The 18,392-nt window shown below is 73.0% G+C and carries 14 protein-coding genes and 1 riboswitch; of the genes, 3 read left to right on the top strand and 11 right to left on the bottom strand.

Annotated elements, in window-relative coordinates:
- Positions 1–252 precede the first annotated feature (252 nt).
- The 9 genes from O4U47_RS01325 to O4U47_RS01280 all read right to left on the bottom strand — a co-directional run bounded on the left by O4U47_RS01325 (position 253) and on the right by O4U47_RS01280 (position 10,382).
- Positions 253–933, bottom strand: coding sequence for a hypothetical protein (locus O4U47_RS01325; RefSeq protein WP_270675273.1), 681 nt, complete (start codon positions 931–933; stop codon positions 253–255).
- Positions 934–2,001: 1,068 nt separating this feature from the next.
- Positions 2,002–3,030: a LacI family DNA-binding transcriptional regulator gene (locus tag O4U47_RS01315; RefSeq protein WP_270675270.1), complete on the bottom strand. Its 1,029-nt coding sequence runs from the start codon at positions 3,028–3,030 to the stop codon at positions 2,002–2,004.
- Between the two features lie 3 nt (positions 3,031–3,033).
- Entirely contained in the window at positions 3,034–4,431 is a 1,398-nt protein-coding gene (locus tag O4U47_RS01310; protein ID WP_270675306.1) for a GH1 family beta-glucosidase, read from the bottom strand.
- A gap of 77 nt (positions 4,432–4,508) precedes the next feature.
- Positions 4,509–5,426, bottom strand: coding sequence for a carbohydrate ABC transporter permease (locus O4U47_RS01305; RefSeq protein ID WP_270675269.1), 918 nt, complete (start codon positions 5,424–5,426; stop codon positions 4,509–4,511).
- Positions 5,423–6,334 (bottom strand): carbohydrate ABC transporter permease, encoded by a 912-nt coding sequence (locus tag O4U47_RS01300; RefSeq protein WP_270675266.1) that lies wholly within the window; start codon positions 6,332–6,334, stop codon positions 5,423–5,425. The genes O4U47_RS01305 and O4U47_RS01300 overlap by 4 nt, the downstream gene beginning before the upstream one ends.
- Positions 6,331–7,647, bottom strand: a complete 1,317-nt coding sequence (locus O4U47_RS01295) for an extracellular solute-binding protein (protein WP_270675265.1) — start codon at positions 7,645–7,647, stop codon at positions 6,331–6,333. The genes O4U47_RS01300 and O4U47_RS01295 overlap by 4 nt, the downstream gene beginning before the upstream one ends.
- A gap of 152 nt (positions 7,648–7,799) precedes the next feature.
- On the bottom strand, positions 7,800–8,654 hold the full coding sequence (locus O4U47_RS01290) for a MetQ/NlpA family ABC transporter substrate-binding protein (RefSeq protein WP_270675263.1): 855 nt from the start codon (positions 8,652–8,654) through the stop codon (positions 7,800–7,802).
- 91 nt (positions 8,655–8,745) lie between these two features.
- On the bottom strand, positions 8,746–9,429 hold the full coding sequence (locus O4U47_RS01285; protein ID WP_270675262.1) for a methionine ABC transporter permease: 684 nt from the start codon (positions 9,427–9,429) through the stop codon (positions 8,746–8,748).
- Complete coding sequence (locus O4U47_RS01280; RefSeq protein ID WP_270675304.1) at positions 9,426–10,382, bottom strand: methionine ABC transporter ATP-binding protein; 957 nt, start codon at positions 10,380–10,382, stop codon at positions 9,426–9,428. Before O4U47_RS01280 ends, O4U47_RS01285 begins: the two co-directional genes overlap by 4 nt.
- Positions 10,383–10,884: 502 nt before the next feature.
- Between O4U47_RS01280 and O4U47_RS01275 the strand changes: the two genes are divergently transcribed.
- The gene (locus O4U47_RS01275; protein ID WP_270675302.1) at positions 10,885–11,898 is read left to right on the top strand and encodes a coiled-coil domain-containing protein; all 1,014 of its coding nucleotides are present in this window, start codon (positions 10,885–10,887) and stop codon (positions 11,896–11,898) included.
- 20 nt (positions 11,899–11,918) lie between these two features.
- Here O4U47_RS01275 and O4U47_RS01270 read toward each other — a convergent pair whose 3' ends face one another.
- Positions 11,919–12,125, bottom strand: coding sequence for a hypothetical protein (locus tag O4U47_RS01270; protein WP_270675261.1), 207 nt, complete (start codon positions 12,123–12,125; stop codon positions 11,919–11,921).
- A gap of 323 nt (positions 12,126–12,448) precedes the next feature.
- On the opposite strand from O4U47_RS01270, the gene O4U47_RS01265 reads away from it, so the two are divergent.
- Positions 12,449–13,387, top strand: a complete 939-nt coding sequence (locus tag O4U47_RS01265; RefSeq protein WP_270675259.1) for a DUF3558 domain-containing protein — start codon at positions 12,449–12,451, stop codon at positions 13,385–13,387.
- Between the two features lie 110 nt (positions 13,388–13,497).
- Here the strand turns inward: O4U47_RS01265 and metE are convergent, their stop codons facing one another.
- Complete coding sequence (metE, locus tag O4U47_RS01260; protein WP_270675254.1) at positions 13,498–15,771, bottom strand: 5-methyltetrahydropteroyltriglutamate--homocysteine S-methyltransferase; 2,274 nt, start codon at positions 15,769–15,771, stop codon at positions 13,498–13,500.
- A 135-nt stretch (positions 15,772–15,906) separates the two neighbouring features.
- Positions 15,907–16,135: riboswitch (cobalamin riboswitch) on the bottom strand.
- Positions 16,136–16,383: 248 nt separating this feature from the next.
- Here metE and O4U47_RS01255 point away from each other — a divergent pair.
- On the top strand, positions 16,384–17,979 hold the full coding sequence (locus tag O4U47_RS01255) for a polysaccharide deacetylase family protein (RefSeq protein WP_270675253.1): 1,596 nt from the start codon (positions 16,384–16,386) through the stop codon (positions 17,977–17,979).
- Positions 17,980–18,392 lie beyond the last annotated feature (413 nt).

Raw genomic sequence — 18,392 nt, 5'->3', positions numbered from 1 at the left:
CGGCGCCCGGCGAGCAGGCCCGGGGAACCGCCCCGCTTCCGCCGTCGCCGCCATCCACCACGACCACGCACACACCCGGCAGCCGACCGACCCGCAGGTAGGGGCGCCGACCTTCGTCGCCGCCATCCACCTCACACCCCGGAAACCCGCCGCCCGGCCAGGGCCCGTCAGCGGGGAACCAGCCCAGCCGCCGCGCGCTCGCGCCGCAAAGACCCGGCCGTCATCGGGGGCCCGGACCCCGTGCCCTGATCACTATGCCTGAGCGCCGACGCGGATCTCGAAGGTTCCCAGCTCGCCCGCGTCCACGTTGAGCTCCTCCCCCTCCTCCAGGGGGCGGGTCTCGGGCGCGAGGAGCACCGCCATGCCGGGTCGGTGCTCTACCGACCCCGACCCCGGCAGCGCGACCTGCGCGCGGGTGACCTGTTCGCCGTCGACCTCGGCCTCGATCTCCACCGTCCCGCCTTTGGCGAGCTCCTCCGGGGTGACCAGAACCGGGCCCGTGCTCAGGGCCACCGTCCGGCCGTCGTCGGCGCGCCACAGGCAGGCCGCCGTAAAGCCGAGCAGCCGCCCGGACTCCCCTACGAGCGCCGCCGCGCCGAGCATGGCCGTGAGCGTCCGCGCCCCTTCAGGCATCGGGGCGCCGTCGTCGGTGCCGCGCACCAGGGCGGCGTCGACCATGCCCTCGGTCTGCGGAGTTCCGGACACCGCGACCGGCACCGGTCCCGTCGGCCGCAACGGGGCGCACAGCCGGGTCTCGAACTCGACGATGATCTCGGAGGGGTGCTCCAGCGCCTCATGGTGCGCGGCCTGCACCGCCTCGGTATCGGCGTCCAGCAGACCGGCCAGCTCCCGGCCGCCGGGGTGCCCGAAGACGCACCCGTCGTCGATCGCTCCGGCCCGCTCGGAACCGCCCGTCGGCGGAAGGTAGCTCACCCAGCGCACATGTCCCCCGTGGTCGTCGCGGCAGCGGCGCCCGGCGCGCCGCACGGACGAACCTATCGCTCCACGGAGCGGCGCCCCCACCGCCCCGCGCAGCGGTAGTCCTGCACGTGGCGAAGGTGGCACTGCGCATCGCGCAGGCACATCACCAGGCCGAAGGGGCAGCGATTCCGCATCCGGCGCCACCGCCGCACGCAGGCGCATCGTCAAGCCGAAGGGGCAGCGATCCGGCATCCGGTGTCACCGCCTCGCGCAGGCGGGATCATCGGGCCGGAGGAGCAGTCCTTCAGTGTGTGGCCGGACCGCGTCGGCGCCGGCGCTCAGTCAGGTCGAAGGGCGCACGGCCTCAGCGTCGCCCCACCGCCTCGTGCAGGCGCACCATCAGGTCACAGGGCGCACCGCTTCAGCATCCGGCCGGGCCGGGGCGGCGTAGGGGTGCCTCCGGCGGCTCGCCCGGCGGGTTGTGCTCCTTGCCGGTGCCCGCACACATGCGGCACGGTTCCTGCACGGCGGTCCACTCCACGACACCACCGTCGGCGAGCGGGCGCTCGGCGCTCCACGTCCCCGTCCCCGCGCAGAAGCGGCAGGCCGACCCTTCGCGCGCACACCACCGGCAGCGCTCGATGGCGCACTCCGAGCGCGGGAGCCGGCCCGGAGAGTGCTCAGGCCGAACCGCCATAGCCCGTCCCCCCGCAAGGATTCCGTCGGCTGCGCCGCACCGCTCCTGCCCTGCGGCGTGCCTCTCCCGTCCTCTGCGCGGGAGCGTGTTCAGCGTTGCACAGCGGCTCACCGCCAGTCCAGAGGGGCCGATCCCATCCGGTCCGGTCGGTACCGACCCTGCGCAGGCCCCGCGCAAGCCCGACATCGCCCCCGTGTGGACCCCGCGCAGGCAGCATGTGGGCCCCTTTTCGGCCCCTCTCCGACGGCCGTGCGGACTGCGGGGCGCGGTTCACGGAGCACCGTTCACAGATCGCGGTCCGCGGTCCGCGGACCGCGGGGTACGGGCCTCGTCGGCGACGGGGCACGCCGTCGCGATCGGCCGGCCGCGCCCCGTCGTGCCGCTCATCCGGACGCGCGCACCACCAGCCGGGTGTCCAGCACCACCGCCTGCGGCTTGGCGTCCGGCCCCTCGGCGATGGCCGTGTCGGCCAGCAGCCGCGCCATCTCTCCCCCCATCCTCTCGGTGGGCTGGTGCACCGTCGTCAGCGGCGGGTCGGTGTGCGCTGCCGCGGCGGTGTCGTCGTACCCGACCAGCGCCACGTCCTCGGGCACCCTCCTACCCGCCTCCCGCAGGGTCCGCAGCACGCCCAGCGCCATGTCGTCGGACGCCGCGAACACCGCGTCCAGGTCCGGCGCCGCCTCCAGCAGCTCCCGCATGGCACGGGCGCCGCCCTCGTGGCTGAAGTCGCCGTGCACGGTCAGCTCCGGCGGGTCCGGCAGGCCCGCCTCCGCGAGCGCCTCCCGGTGCCCCCGGAGCCGGTCCTGCCCGGCCGCCATGTCGGCGGGCCCCGCCACCGTGGCGATGCGCCGCCGACCGGCCCCGATCAGCCTGCGGGTGGCCGAGGCCGCCCCGCCGACGTTGTCGATGTCCACGTAGTGCACCGGGTGCCGGGGCGGGTACAGCGGCCGCCCGCCCAGGACGACCGGCACCCCCGCCCCCGCCAGCCGGTCCGGCAGCGGGTCGTCGGTGTGCAGCGACACGAGCAGCACCCCGTCCACGTGCCCGCCGCTCAGGTAGTCGCCGAGCCGCTCGTGGTCGCCGCCGGTGCGCGCGGTGGCCAGCAGCAGCTGCAGGCCGCGGTCGGTCAGCACCGCGCTGACCCCGCGCACGATCCCGGCGAAGAACGGCTGGTCGAACAGGCGTGCCTCGGGCTCGGAGACGACGAGGGCGACGGTGTCGGTGCGGCGGGTGACCAGCGCCCGGGCGGCCCGGTTGGGCACGTACCCCAGTTCGGCGATGGCGGCGCGCACCGCCTCGCGGGTGTCCGGGCTGACCCGGCTCGACCCGTTGATCACACGGGACACCGTCCCCCGGCCGACCCCGGCGCGTCGCGCCACCATCTCCAGGGTCGGCCTGCGCTCCTCACCCATCGTTCACCCCTCCGCGGCCCCCGCGCCGGGCACCGCGCCCGCCGCCGCGGCCGCCGCGTACCAGCGGCCGCTGTCCTTGACGGTCCGGCGCTGGGTCGCGAAGTCCACGTGCACCAGTCCGAACCGCTGGGAGTATCCCCACGCCCACTCGAAGTTGTCCAACAGCGACCAGGCGAAGTACCCCTTGACCGGCGCCCCGGCGCGCTCCGCCGCGCGCACCGCCAGCAGGTGGTCGCGCAGGTACGCCACCCGGTCGCGGTCGCGCACCCGCCCGTCGGCCCCGACCTCGTCGGGGTAGGCGGCGCCGTTCTCGGTGACGTACAGGTCGGTGCCGGGGGCCTCGGCGGCCATCCGGGTGAGCACCCCGTACATGCCGCGCGGGTCGATCCCCCAGTCCATGCCGGTGCGCCCCTCCCCTCGCGGCAGGTTCACCGCCGGGGCGGTGCCCACCAGGGCGGGGTCCGGTTCGGCCCCGGCGTCCTGCGCGGCGCCCCCGGCGGCCTCCCGGTCCGCCGCGACCCGCTCGGCCGAGTAGTAGTTCACCCCGATGAAGTCGAGCGGCTGGGCGATGGCCTCCAGGTCGCCGTCGGCGACGAAGGAGAAGTCGCTGATGGGGGCCAGGTCCTCCAGGACGTCGGCGGGGTAGGCGCCGCGCAGCAGCGGGCCGGTGAACACCCGGTTGCGCACCCCGTCGACGCGCCGGGCGGCGTCGATGTCGTCGGGGACGGGGCGGTGCGCCACCAGTTCGCCGGGGTTGAGCACGATGCCCACCTGCGCTCCGCACACGCGGCGCAGCTCGCGCGCGGCCAGCCCGTGCCCGAGCATCAGGTGGTGGGCGGCGGCCAGGGACGCGGCGGGATCGGTGCGCCCGGGGGCGTGGATCCCGGCGGCGTAGCCGAGGAACGCCGAGCACCACGGCTCGTTGAGGGTGGTCCAGTGCCCGATCCGGTCGCCCAGCGCCTCGCCCATCAGGGCCGCGTACTCGGCGAACCGCAGGGCGGTGTCCCGGGCCGGCCACCCGCCGGCCTCCTCCAGCTCCGAGGGCAGGTCCCAGTGGTAGAGCGTGGGCCAGGGGGTGACGCCCGCCTCCAGCAGGGCGTCGGTGAGCCGGTCGTAGAAGTCGACCCCGGCCCGGTTGGCCGCGCCGCTCCCGCCGGGCTGCACGCGCGGCCAGGAGATGGAGAACCGGTAGGCGCCCAGCCCCAGCTCCCGCATCAGGGCGATGTCCTCGTCCATCCTCCGGTAGTGGTCGGCCCCGGGCTCGCCGGTGTCGCCGCCGAGCACCGCGCCGGGGCGGGCGCAGAAGTCGTCCCAGATGCTGGAGCCGCGCCCGTCGGCACCGGTGGCGCCCTCGATCTGGAACGACGAGGTGGAGGCCCCCCAGACGAAGCCCTCGGGCATCGCGTCCGGGGCCGTGTCCGGGCCCTCGGACGGGCGGGCTGCGGCGTGCGGGGTCTGCTGGGTCTGCGTCGAAGCGGTCACGCCTTGATGGCACCTTCCATGATGCGGCCGACGAGCTGGCGGCCGAGCAGGACGAACAGGATCAGCAGGGGCAGGGTCGCCAGCGTCGCGCCGGTGAACATGAGCGCGAAGTCGCGGGCGTAGGCCGACTCCTGCAGCTGGTTGATGGAGAACTGGACGGTCGGGTTGTCGGGGGTGAGCACCGCGATGGCCCACACGTACTCGTTCCACACGGTCATGAAGGTGAGCAGGCCGAGCACGGTCATCGCCGGGCGCAGCGCGGGCAGCACCACGCTCCAGTAGGTGCGGAAGGTGCTGCAGCCGTCGATGCGGGCGGCCTCCAGCAGCTCGTCGGGCACGCCCTGGGAGACGTACTGGCGCATCATGAACACGCCGAAGCCGCTGACCAGGAACGGAACGATCACCGCCTGCAGTTCGCCGCGCCAGCCCAGCCACTCCATGAGCACCAGCAGCGGGACGATGCCCACCTGCACCGGGACCGCCATGGTGAGCACCACGGCCACGGTGAAGAAGGTGCGCCCCTTGAAGCGGAGCTTGGCCAGGGCGAACCCGGCCATCGAGCAGAAGAGCACGACGGAGACGGAGACGGTGCCCGCGGAGATGAACGAGTTGAGCAGGCCGGTCCCGAAGTTGGCCGAGGCCTCCCCGAACAGCCGGGCCACGTTGTCGTCGAACCGGTCCCCCGGCAGCAGCACCGGGGGGAAGCGGGACGCCGCGTCGGTGGTGCGGGTGGCGATGACGAACATCCACCACAGCGGGAAGACCGACACGAACACCGCCAGCAGCAGCCCCGCGTAGGTGAGCGGTGCCGCCTGGCGCAGCGCGCGCAGCCGCCGCTGGAGCGGCCCCTGGCCGGGGCGGCGGGGCCGTGTGGGCCGGGGCGCGTGCGGTGCGGTCGCGGACGGGCTGGTCACGGCGCCCCCTTGATGGTCCGGGCCAGCAGGGCGTTGACCGCGCCCAGCACGACGATGATCCAGAACAGCACCCAGGAGATGGCGGCGCCGTAGCCGTAGTCGCCGTAGCGGAACGCCTCCTGGAAGACGAGCATCATCACGGTCTGGAACTGGCCCTGCGTGCCGCCCTGCATGGCGCCGCCGGTGTCGAACACGGCGGGCTCGGTGAAGAGCTGCATCTGGCCGATGGTGGAGACGATGACGGTGAACAGGATGGTCGGGCGCAGCATCGGGATGGTGATCTGGAAGAACTGGCGCATCCGGGACGCGCCGTCCAGGTCCGCCGCCTCGTACAGGTCGCGCGGGACGGCCTGCATGGCGGCCAGGTAGATCAGCGTGTTGTAGCCGACCCACCGCCAGTCGATCATCACCGCGATGGCGGCCCAGGAGGAGAAGCGGCCGCCGCGCCAGTTGACCGGTTCGATGCCCACCGTCCCGAGGAGCTGGTTGATCAGCCCGAACTCGGTTCCGAACAGGGTGGAGAAGACGATCGCCATCGCGGCGATCGAGGTGACGTAGGGGATGATGAGCGCCATCCGGAACAGGCTCCGGCCGCGGATGGCGCGGTTGAGGGTGTCGGCGAGCAGCAGCGCCAGCATCAGCTGGGGCACCACCGCGACCGCGAAGATGCCCAGCGTGTTGACCAGGGCGTTCCAGAACTTCTCGTCGGAGAGCAGGCGGGCGTAGTTGTCCAGCCCGGCGAACCCCTCGTTGCCGCCGATCAGGCTCCAGTCGTGCAGCGACACCCAGGCGGTGTACAGCAGCGGGAACAGTCCGAAGACGCCGAAGAGGAGGAAGAAGGGGGCGATGAACAGGTACGGCGCCCCCTTCGTGTCCGCCGCGGCGCGCAGACGGGTCAGGCGTCTCACCCCGCGGCCCGCTCCGCCTCGGAGACGGCGGTGTCCCAGCCCTCGTCGGCGTCGGCCTGGCCCTGCTCGACCGACTCCAGTGCGGCGCGGAACGCGTCGTCGATGGCCTGGGTGTCGGGGCCGTAGTAGACGGGCTCCAGCTCCATCGCGGTGGTCGCGTAGATCTCGCCGACCGGGGCGTCGTTGAAGTAGGGCCGGGTGAACCCGGTGACCTCCTCCGACTCCAGCGCCTCGACGGTGGAGGGCAGCGTGTTGGCCTCCTCCCAGGCGCCCAGGTGGCCCTCGACGCTGGTCAGGAACTGGGCGAGCTGCGCGGCCTCCTCGGGGTGCTCGCTCTGCTCGGGGACGGCGAGGAAGGAGCCGCCCCAGTTGCCGCCCCCGCCGGGCACGGCGGCCACGTCCCAGCGGCCCGCGCCGCCGTCGCCGGCGGTGTTCTCGATGTGCCCGAGCATCCAGGACGGGCAGGGCAGGGTGGCGAAGGCGTTGTTCTGGATGCCGGCGTTCCACTCCTCCGACCAGATGGGCAGGTTCGCCGACAGGTCGGACATGCCCACGACGGTGTCGTAGGCCGCGCGGGTGTCGTCGTTGGACTCCAGGACGAGGTCGCCCTCCTCGTCCTGGTAGGGGGCGCCGCCGTTCTGCGACATCACCGCGCGGAAGTAGGGCTGGATGGTGGACACGAACGAGGCCCCGGTCTCGGCGTCGGCGAACTCCTCACCGGTGGAGACGAAGTCGTCCCAGGTGGACCAGAGCTCGGAGACCTCGTCCCGCTCGGTGGGCAGCCCCGCCTCGTCGAACAGGACGGTGTCGTAGCACATGCCCATGCTGCCGATGTCGGTGCCCAGGCCGACGATCTTGCCGTCGGGGGTGGTGCCCTGCTCCCACTTCCATTCGAGGAAGTCGCCCTGCCGGTCCTCGGCGCCGTGCTCGGCGAGGTCGACGAAGCGGTCGGGCTGGGAGAGGAACTGGGCGATGTTGGCCTCTTCGATGGCCACCACGTCCCCGGCCCCCGAACCGGCGGCGATGTTCTGCTGCAGCTGCGGCGTGTAGTCGGCGAGGTCGGTGACGTTGCGCTCCTCGACCGCGATGCCGGTCTCCTCCTCGAACTGCTGGAGGAGGGCGTCGTAGCCCATCACGCCGAAGGTGTCGATGGTGAGGGTGACCTCGCCGCCGTCGGAGCCCTCGCCGCCGCCGCAGGCGGTGGCCAGCAGCATCGCGCCTCCGGCGGCAGCGGCGGTGAGGGATGTGCGGAAGGTGGGTCTTCCGGAGGCGGCGCGCCGTGCGCGCCCTCCGCGGTTCGGGGTGCTGGTCATGTCCGGCCTCGCTCGTCGCAGGTGCTTCGGGAACGGGCGCTCCTTCCCCCCGGCGTGGGAGCGCTCCCATACAGGGGACGCCGCCGCGCAGCGTGACCGCCGCGGCCGGGCCCGGTGGGCCCGGCCGGGCGGGGGTCCGGCCGGCCGGAGGGTCAGCCCTGCCCGCCGTCGCCCGAGACGGGGATGACGACCCCGTCCCACTGCTCCTCCATGTACCGCTTCACCTCGTCGCTGTGCAGCAGCTCGTCGAGCGTGGCCACCGCCTCGTCGTCGGCGTCCTCCGAGCGCACCACCAGGCCGTTGGCGTACGGGTTGCCCTCGGTCTCCTCGAAGGCCAGCGCCTCGGCGGTCTCGGCCACCTTCGCCTCGATGGCGTAGTTGCCGTTGATCGCCGCCGCGTCCAGGTCCGGCAGCGACCGCGGGAGCTGCGCCGCCTCGGTCGGGACGATGTCCAGGCCCTTGGGGTTGTCCTCGATGTCGTCCTCGGAGGGGTTGTCCCCGGAGTCCTCGGCGAGGGTGAGCAGCCCCTGGTCCTCCAGCAGCTTCAGCGCCCGCCCCATGTTGGCGGCGTCGTTGGGGACGCCGACCTGCGCTCCGTCCTCCAGCTCCGCCACGTCGCCGACCTTCTGCGAGTACAGCCCGAAGGCCTCCAGGTGGACGTCGCCCACGTAGGTCAGGTCGGCGTCCGGGTTCCCCTCGAGGTAGTCCTCCATGAAGGGCACGGTCTGGAAGTAGTTGGCGTCCAGGCTCCCCTCGACCAGCGCCGCGTTGGGCTGGTTGTAGTCGGTGAACTCGGTGACCTCGATGTTCAGTCCGGCGTCCGCGGCCAGGTTCTCCTGGATGTAGGTGAGGACGTCGGCGTGCGGAACCGGGGTGGCGCCCACGGTGATGGTGGTGCCGTCCCCGTCGCCGCCCCCGTCCTCGGCGGCGCGCTCGCTGGGGGCGCCGCAGGCGGCGGCGGTGGTCGCCAGTGCCGTCGCGCCGATGATCGCCAGAGTCCTACGCACCTTGGTGCTCCTCGCTGTCGGGTGGCCGTCCGCGCCGCGGGCGCGGCGGAAGGGCCGGTGTCGGTCGGTGGATACGGTTCGCGGGCCGGGCTCAGCGGTGGGAGACCCGGCGGATGACGAGGTCGCCGATGGTCTGCGCGGCCTGGACGATGACCACCAGGAGGATCACCGTGGCCCACAGGTAGTAGTCGTCGAAGCGCTGGTAGCCCTCGCGGATGGCGACGTCGCCCAGGCCGCCCCCGCCGATCGCCCCGGCCATGGCCGAGTAGGAGACCAGCGTGACGACGGTCATCACGAGCGCGGCGACGAGGCCGGGCAGCGCCTCGGGCAGCAGGACCTTGCCGACGATGGCGCTCTTGCGCGTGCCCATGGCGTGCGCGGCCTCGACCACGCCCCGGTCGACCTCGCGCACGGCGGTCTCCACCAGGCGGGCGAAGAACGGCACGGCGCCGATGCTCAGCGGGACGATGGCGGCGGTGGGGCCCAGGGTGGTGCCGGTGAGCAGCCGGGTCAGCGACAGGACCGCCACCATGAGCACGATGAACGGGAGCGAGCGCCCGATGTTGACCACCGCGCCCAGCACCGGCTTGAGCCAGGGGGCGGGGGTCAGGCCGCCGCGCTCGGTGGTCACCAGCAGCACCCCGAGCGGCAGCCCGAACAGCACGCTGAACACCGTGGCCCAGAGCACCATGTAGAGGGTGTCGAGGGTGCCGTAGTAGAGCGTCTCCCGCATGCCGGGCAGGCGGGCGGCGAACTCGGTGAGGAAGTCGATCATCGGCCCGCCTCCTGGACCAGCAGGCCCTTGTCGGTGAGGAAGCGCAGCGCGCCCTCCCGGCGCTCCCCCTGGATCTGCACGTTCAGCCGCCCGACGGAGGTCCCGGCGACCTGCTCGACCGCCCCGGCCAGGATGTTGACGTCCACCCCGAAGCGGCGGGTGAGCTCGGACATCAGCGGCTCGTCGTAGGCGCGCGGGTAGGTGACCGAGACCGCGTCGGGCGCGTCGGTGCGCGGCAGCGGGAAGAGCGAGGAGGCCAGCCGCGAGCCCGGGGTGGCGATGAGGTCGAGGACCTTCCCGGACTCCAGGAAGGCGCCGGACTCCATGATCGCGGCCGAGTCGCAGATCCGCTTGATCACGTCCATCTCGTGCGTGATCAGCAGGATGGTCAGCCCCAGCTCGCGGTTGAGGTCGCGGAGCAGCTCCAGGATGGACTCGGTGGTGTCCGGGTCGAGCGCGGAGGTGGCCTCGTCGCTGAGCAGCACCGCCGGGTCGGAGGCCAGGGCGCGGGCGATGCCGACCCGCTGCTTCTGGCCGCCGGAAAGCTGGGCGGGGTGGGCCTTGGCCTTGTCGCCCAGGCCCACCAGGTCGAGCAGCTCGGCGACGCGGGCGGTGCGGCGGCGGCGCGGGACCCCGGCGTTCTCCAGCGGGAAGGCGATGTTCCCGGCCACCGTGCGCGAGGACAGCAGCGCGAAGTGCTGGTGCACCATGCCGATGCGGCGGCGGGCGCGGCGCAGGTCGGCCGAGCCCAGCGCGGTGAGGTCGCGCCCGTCCACGGCGACGCGGCCCGAAGTGGGGCGCTCCAGCAGGTTCACGCAGCGCAGCAGGGTGCTCTTGCCCGCGCCGCTCTGGCCGACGACGCCGTAGACCTCCCCTTGCTCCACGGAGAGGTCGACGCCGTCCAGGGCGACGACCCTGCGCTTGTTCACGGGGTAGACCTTGTGCAGGTCCACTGCTTCGATCACGGGTTTCCTCGACGTTCGGCCCTCCGGTCGGGAGGGCGGACGGCTCCGGGGCGGGCGGGGGCGCGGACCGTCGGCGGCCCGGCACCGCCGCGGCGGCCCCCGCGCGTGGGCCCACGTCAGAGCATGGGGCACCGGAGGTGTGGGAAGAGAGGGCGACGCGCTGGGCGCCGGGGACCGAGTCCCGTCGGCGCCCCGGTCGCGGAGCGGGATGTCAGACCGGCATCAGGCAACAGCCGCCCGCCGGGCGGTGCCACGCGGGGCACAGCCGACGACCGCGCGGCTCGGCGCGGAGGGCGGGACTGGCGTGCTCGGTTACATCCACGCCCCCACGTAACCACACCAGACGATGGAAAACGAGAACGAAACCGGCGAATGGGGCGTTACGTTCACCACAAACCGGCGTTCCGTTGGCGTCCGCCCGAATCTCCCTTTAATGTCTCTGTGCGTATGCGCGGTCGAGGGACCGCAGATCTATCGGGCCGAGGAGGCCGTGGACGTGGAGGACGAGAGGACCGGCGGCGGCCCGTACGCCGACTTCTGGGCCCCCGACCCGCCGTGCCCCTCCGAGGGCGCCGCCCGCCGCCGGGCCGCACGCCTGGGGGCGACCGCCCTCGCCGCGGTGATCACCCTCCCGGCCGCCCTGTCCCCCGCCGCGGCCGTCCCGGTGCCGCCCCCCGCGGAGAGCCTTGAGGAGCTGCAGGACCGGGCGGACGCGCTCAGCGACGAGTACAACGGCGAGCTGCGCGACATGGAGGCGGTCTTCGACGACGCGGAGAAGGCGCAGGAGCGCGCCGACTCCACCCGCGAGGAGGTCGAGGAGGCCCGGGACAAGGTGCGGCAGCTGGCCATCGCCGGGTACACCTCTTCCGGCCTGGACCCCTCACTGACCGTCTTCGTCGAGGAGGACCCCCAGCTCCTGATCGACCAGGCCCAGCTCATCGGCCACCTGTCCGGCAACCACCAGGCGCGCATCGACGAGCTGCAGCAGGCGGTCGAGCGCGACGAGAAGGCGAGCGCCAACGCCGAGGAGAAGGCCGAGGCGGTCGAGGAGGACCTCAAGGAGCTGGAGGGCCGCCGCGAGGAGGTCCAGGAGCTCATCGCCGACCACCCCGTGCAGGAGATGGGGCCGCCGGACAGCCTCACCCCGCGCACCCGGCAGATGCGCGACATCGTGCTGGAGAAGTTCGGCGAGAACCGGAAGCACGGCGGGTACGGGTGCTACCGGCCCGACGGCGGCTACGTCGTCGGCGAGCACCCCAAGGGCCGCGCCTGCGACTTCATGGTCAACGGGGACGGGCAGATGCCCTCCCAGAAGATGATCGACCACGGCTGGGACATCGCGCACTGGGCCCAGGACAACGCCGAGCGGCTGGGCATCATGTACATCATCTACCGCCAGCAGATCTGGGACGTGCGCCGCGGCTCCGAGGGCTGGCGGGACATGGAGGACCGCGGGTCGATCACCGAGAACCACTTCGACCACGTGCACATCAGCATGTTCTGACCCGCGCCCGGTGCGGCCGGTCAGCCGCCGAAGAGCGGGCGGTACATGTAGGCCATGCACCCGCCGGCCAGGGCCAGCACCGCGCCGACGGCCAGGATGAACACCAGCCAGGCCCAGAAGCCGTGCCGGGGCGGGAGGGTCGGGCCCGAGACCGCCTCCGGGTCCTCCGGGGCACCGGGGACGTCCGGGACGTCCGCTCCGCCGTTCCTGTCAGCACCGTCGGTCACCGGGCCACGGTAACGCCGCCCCCGACGGCGCGCGGGTCTCATTCCGGCAACGATCGGGGAGTCCGACAGAGGCGCCCCAGGCACGGATCCGCCACGAAACCGTGACGATGCGGTCCATCCGCCCTCCCGCCCTCACCCCGGACGCAGGCCGAACGCTAGGATGCCGAACCCGGGGCCCGCCTCCTGCCGACCAGACGCGGAGGGACGCCCGTGGACGGGCGCGATCGGCGCCCGGCTCCACGTTTCCCGCCGAACGGGGAACCGCGAGGGCGCCGTCGTGCGTCTCACGAAACGTTTCAGTCACGCAGGTGGCGAGGGGAGTCATGAGCGAAAACGGACCTTACGGACAGCAGCCCGGCTACCAACCCCCCTATGGGGGCTCCGGGCCGCAGTACGCCCCTCCCGACCAGCAGATGTACGGCGGCGGCCATCCCCCGTACGGCCCTGGTCCGGGCGGACCTCCCGGCCCCGGCGCCCCCGGGCCCGGCGGCGCGCCCGGGTACCCGCCGCCGAAGAAGAGCAGCGCGGGCCTGTGGATCGTGATCGGCGGCGGCGTCATCATCGTGATCCTCGTGATCGCGGTGATCTTCATGCTGCTGCGCAACGGCGGCGGTGGCGGCGGCACGGCCGGCGGCGGCGGCGAGCCGGGCGGCGGTGAGAGCACCCAGGGCGCCACCGACGAGCCCACCGAGTCGGAGGAGACCGAGGGCACCCAGGCCGGCGGCCCCCAGGGCGAGCCGCCCTACGCGCTGCCCGAGGACCCCTGCTCCTCGGTCTCGGAGGGGACGCTGGCCGACATCGGCGCCTCCGACGGCAGCAAGTCGCTCACCGACACCTCCTCCTACTGCATGTGGTCGGTCAAGGGCGACGGCGACGAGTACGGCAACCTGACGGTCACCTACGACGTGCCCTACGGCGGCTCGGACTCGGTCGAGGGAGCGAAGGACGACTTCCAGTCCAACGTCGAGCGCGCCTCCGAGGAGAGCACCGAGATCATCGAGACCAAGGTCGACAAGGTCGACGAGAACATCGACCTCGGTGATGAGGCGACGATGGTGTTCGGCACCCAGAAGGTGCTCAACACCCACGACTCGCTCACCACGCTGCTGATCCGCCAGGGCAACATCAACATCGAGGTCGAGTACATGCTCTCGCCGGGCTACCAGGCCGACGAGGACACCCCGCCGCCGCTCAAGTACGACGACGTCAAGGACGTGGTCCCCGGCATCGGCGAGGAGGCCCTGAGCGTGGTCGGCTCCTGAGCCGGGGCACGCACGGCGCGCACGCGCGCACCGCACAGGCGTGAGAAAGGGGGCGCGGGCCGACGGCCCGCGCCCCCTCGCGCTCTCTGTCTCCGTTCCCGGCGCCCGGGTCAGCCGGCGAGGTCGGCGCGCACCCGGCGCGCGGCCTCCACCATGTTCCGCAGCGCCGGCTCGATCTCCGGGTAGCCGCGGGTCTTCAGCCCGCAGTCCGGGTTGACCCACAGCCGTTCGGGGTCGACGGCCCGCAGGGCGGTGCGCAGCGCCGCCTCGATCTCGTCGGCGGAGGGCACCCGCGGGGAGTGGATGTCGTAGACGCCCGGTCCGATGCCGCGGCGGTAGCCGGAGCGGTCCAGGTCGTCCACCAGCTCCATGTGCGAGCGCGCCGCCTCGACGCTGGTCACGTCCGCGCCCAGCGCCTCGATGGCCCCGACGATCTCACCGAACTCCGAGTAGCACATGTGGGTGTGGATCAGCGTGCGCCCGCCCACGCCCGAGGTGGCCAGCCGGAAGGCCCCCACGGCCCAGTCCAGGTAGGCCTGGCGCTCCGAGGCGCGCAGCGGCAGCAGCTCCCGCAGCGCCGCCTCGTCCACCTGGATGTGCCGGATGCCCTCGCGCTCCAGGTCGGCGACCTCGTCGCGCAGGGCCAGCGCCACCTGGCGGGCGGTGTCGGCCAGCGGCTGGTCGTCGCGGACGAAGGACCAGGCGAGCATCGTGACCGGGCCGGTGAGCATGCCCTTGACCGGCTTGTCGGTGCGGGACTGGGCGTACCTGGCCCACGGCACCGTCATCGGCTCGGGGCGGTGCACGTCGCCGAAGAGGATCGGCGGCCGGACGCACCGGGACCCGTAGGACTGCACCCAGCCCTTGGCGGTGGTGGTGTACCCGCCCAGGCGCTCGGCGAAGTACTGCACCATGTCGTTGCGCTCGGGCTCGCCGTGCACGAGCACGTCCAGGCCGATGTCCTCCTGCAGGGCGATGACCTTGTCGATCTCCGCCCTCATCCGGGACTCGTACTCCTGGTCCCCGATGGCGCCGGTGCGGTGCTCGGCCCGCGCCTTGCGGATCTCCTCGGTCTGCGGGAACGAGCCGATCGTGGTGGTGGGCAGGTACTGCGGCTCGCCCTCGCTGTTCCAGCGGCCCTCACGCAGGCGCTCCTCGCCGCCCTTGCCCAGGGACTCCAGGCGGGCCCGCACCTGGGCGTTGCGGAAGCCCTCCGGCTCGGGCAGGTCGGCGCGGGCGCGCTCCAGGTCGGCCGCGACCCCTTCGGGGTCCTTCAGGGCGCGCCCGAGCAGCGCCACCTCGTCCAGCTTCTGCCGGGCGAAGGCCAGCCGGGCGCGCAGCGCCGGGTCCATGCCGGTCTCGGCGTCCAGGTCCACCGGGACGTGCAGCAGCGAGCAGGAGGTGCCCACCACCACCTCGCGGGCCAGGCCCATGAGGGTGCTCAGCCGGGACAGCGCCGCGCGCACGTCGGTGCGCCAGACGTTGCGCCCGTCGACCACCCCGGCGACCAGGTCCGCATCGCCCAGGCCGGAGACGGCGGCCAGCTCCCCGGCGGTGTCCGGCCCGGACACCAGGTCCAGGGCGATCCGCTCGGCGCCGGTGCGCTTGAACGCCTCCAGGGCCTCGGTGCCGATCGGGCCGAAGTAGGTGCCCACGGTGATCCGCGGGCGCTCCGGCTCGTCGGCGAGGGCGCGGTAGGCGCGCTCGAACTCGGCCACCGCGGCGCGGCCGCGGTCGGTGGCCAGGACCGGCTCGTCGAGCTGGACGTCCCCGGCCCCGGCGGCGCGCAGCCGGCGCAGCAGCTCGGCATAGGCCGGAACCAGGCCGTCGAGCAGCTCCAGCGGGCTCCACCCGTCGGGGGCGCCGGCGGCCGGCTTGGAGAGCAGCAGGAAGGTCACCGGGCCCACGACCACCGGCCGGGTGAGGTATCCCAGCCCCTTGGCCTGGGTGAACTCGGCCAGGGGCTTGTTCCCGGCCAGGCGCAGGTCCGTGTGCGGGGACAGTTCGGGGACCAGGTAGTGGTAGTTGGTGTCGAACCACTTCGTCATCTCCAGCGGCGCGGTGTCCTGCACACCGCGCGCCATGGCGAAGTACCGGTCCAGCTCGGCGCCGCGGTCCTCGGCCTCCTCAGGGCGCCCGAACCGGGTGGGCACGGCCCCGAACAGCACCGCCGTGTCCAGCATGTGGTCGTAGTAGGAGAAGGTGTTGGACGGCATCTCGTCGATCCCGGCCTCGGCGTAGGCCTCCCAGGCGGCGCGGCGCAGGCGCGCCCCGACCGCGTCGAGGTCGGCGGGGCCGCCGCGCCCGGCCCAGTAGGCCTCGCAGGCGCGCTTGAGCTCCCGGTCGGGTCCGATGCGCGGGTATCCGTGGACGGTCGTCGTCACTGGCGTCGTCTCTCCCTCGTCGATCAGCCGTGCGGCCGCGAGGCGAGGCAGAGCGCGCGGCGGGGCCGCCCGGGCACGGGCCGCTCCCGCCGGCCGCCGCCCTCCCTCGGGGCTCGCGGACCTCCGCGGGCACGGCGTGCCCGCGGGCGGAGGGCAGGTATTCGGACTCGCGGGCGTGGCCCCTCCCTGCCGGGGAGGAGGCCGGACCTACCGGCCGCCGCTTCCCAGACGCGTGCGCGTCCAGTGCTCATGACGGCTTTCGTTCCCGCTCACCGCTGCGGGGCAGTCCCGGATTCGCACCGGGTTCCCTCTTTCGACGCGCGCGGCGTTTCACCGTGCGCGTACCGACCGCGTTTGGAAGTATAGGCAGGACCCTTCCCCGGCCCCGAGGCCGGGTCCGCCCCACTCCCCCCTCCCCCGGTCCGATGGGACGATCCGTCCCGATGTTTTCCCCTCCCGTGACCGAAACTCCGAACCTTGCGCCGCGCCGGGTGCGATGATTCATCCGTCGTGTCCGCTTCACCCGATATAAGCGAAAGTCGAAGGCCGTTGCTCCGCCACTCCCGAGCCGAAACCCGACCGCTTTCCGCACGCGCCGCGCTCGCCGTCCCGGTGGCGCTCGCCGCGCTGCTCTGCGCCTGCAGTCCCAGCGACGGCGAGAACGCGAACGGGCATGAAGAGCAGCCCCAGCGCCCCGAGGGCGAGCCGGACGCCCTCACGAAGGTCGCCCCGGACACCGTCGCCGACCTCGGCGAGGAGAAGCGCACCGAGGACGAGGGCGGCGTCGACGTGGAGATCGCCTACCCGACGGTCCCCGGCGCCGAGCCGTTCGCCGAGGAGCTGGACTCCATCGTCGAGGACAAGGCCGACGACTACCGCGCGGCCGTGTCCGGGGCCGAGTCGCTGGACGTGAAGGGCGCGCTGAGCGCCGCCGGCCCCGACGTCCTGGCGGTGCGCCTGGCGCTGAAGGAGAAGAACTCCGACGGCGAGCACACCGGAACCTCCACCTACTGGTACGACACCGCCACGGCGCACACCGCCTACTCCTCCGAGCTGCTGGACGGGCAGAAGGGGCTGGACGAGCTCAACGAGCTCGTCGAAAAGCGCCTGGAGGACGGCGGGGTGGACCCGGAGGCGCTCTACCCCATCGCCGGCCTGTACGACTCGGTCGGGTTCAACCCGGACGGCGACGTCGTGGTCGAGTTCGACCAGGGCCAGGTGGCGCCGTCCTCTGAGGGCCCACTGCACGCGGTGGTGCCCCGCGAGGACGCCGAGCCGCTGCTGTCGGACTTCGGGCGGCAGGCCCAGGAGACCGCCACGCAGGTGACGCCGGACCTGGAGCTGGAGAAGTCCGGTACGCCGAAGGACGGCGGTGGCGCCGCCCAGGTGCCGGGGCGGCTCGCCCCGGACGCGCCCTCCGGCGTCGACTGCTCGGACCCCGAGAGCAAGTGCATCGCCCTGACGTTCGACGACGGGCCCGGCGGGCGCACCCCCGAGGTGCTGGACACACTGGCCGAATACGACGCCAAGGCCACGTTCTTCGTGACCGGCGGGCCGGTGCGCGAGAACCTGCGGACCGTGCGCCGGGAGTACGCCGAGGGGCACGAGGTCGCCAACCACACGGTGAGCCACCCGGACCTGACCACGGTGAGCAAGGACAAGGTGCGCGACGAGCTGACCGAGGTCCAAGGCCTCGTGACCAGGGAGACCGGGGAGCGCCCCGTGCTCATGCGCCCGCCGTACGGGGCGACCGACGACGACGTCGCCGCGGTCTCCAAGGAGTTGGGGCTGGCGGAGATCATCTGGAACGTCGACACCAACGACTGGAAGGACCGCAACGCGTCCATCGTGGCCGAGCGCGCGCTCAAGGGCGCGGCACCCGGCGCGATCATCCTGATGCACGACATCCACGGCACGACCATCGACGCCGTTCCGGAGATCGTGAAGGGCCTGGACGAGAAGGGCTACACGATGGTGACGGTCTCCCAGCTCCTGGGCGAGACCGAGCCGGGTGAGAGCTACCTCGACGGGGCACCGGACACGCCCGAAGAGGACAAGGGCGGCAAGGACGAGAAGAAGGACGACAAGGGCGGCGGCGAGTCCGGCGGCAAGGAGTCCGACCCCGAGAAGGACGAGGACAAGGGGAAGGACGACAAGAAGGACGACAAGGACTCGGACAAGGGCGGGGAGAAGAAGGACGAGGACTAGGACGGCCCGGCCTGAGGGCTCCGATCCGCCGTGCGGCGGATCGGAGCCCTCATCCGGGGTTCCCGTCCGGCGACCGGGTCGATGCTCAGACGTTACGCAGCCCACCGGCACGATTCGGGCTCTGTGAGGTCCGCTCACCGCCCTGGGTAAGCCGTCCTGTCGATGCTCCCGCCGTGTCGCGTTCCGCCGCGGTCCGGGGGCCTATAGCGCACGTCGCGCCACCGCATCGTCAGCACGTCTGACGCCCCCGGATGAGTCCGGCAGGCCCCCGCAGCGCGCGCCACGCCCGATGCCGCGCGGCGGAGGAGCGGCCTCGAGGCCCGCAACGGCGGCACTGTGTCGCACATGACGGCCCGGACCCCCGGCCACGTGCGGCGACACCCTCCCAGGGGTCGTATGCTCGGACGCCGTGG

It is taken from the genome of Nocardiopsis suaedae (assembly GCF_027706745.1).
Lineage (GTDB): Bacteria > Actinomycetota > Actinomycetes > Streptosporangiales > Streptosporangiaceae > Nocardiopsis_A > Nocardiopsis_A suaedae.
This window is presented reverse-complemented; position numbering and strand designations above follow the sequence as displayed.

Excerpts from the sequence above, each read along its gene's own strand:
- O4U47_RS01285 (WP_270675262.1), bottom strand. The coding sequence starts at position 9,429 with ATGATCGACTTCCTCACCGAGTTCGCCGCCCGCCTGCCCGGCATGCGG.
- O4U47_RS01310 (WP_270675306.1), bottom strand. The coding sequence starts at position 4,431 with ATGCCCGAGGGCTTCGTCTGGGGGGCCTCCACCTCGTCGTTCCAGATC.
- O4U47_RS01265 (WP_270675259.1), top strand. The coding sequence starts at position 12,449 with ATGAGCGAAAACGGACCTTACGGACAGCAGCCCGGCTACCAACCCCCC.
- O4U47_RS01315 (WP_270675270.1), bottom strand. The coding sequence starts at position 3,030 with ATGGGTGAGGAGCGCAGGCCGACCCTGGAGATGGTGGCGCGACGCGCC.
- O4U47_RS01295 (WP_270675265.1), bottom strand. The coding sequence starts at position 7,647 with ATGACCAGCACCCCGAACCGCGGAGGGCGCGCACGGCGCGCCGCCTCC.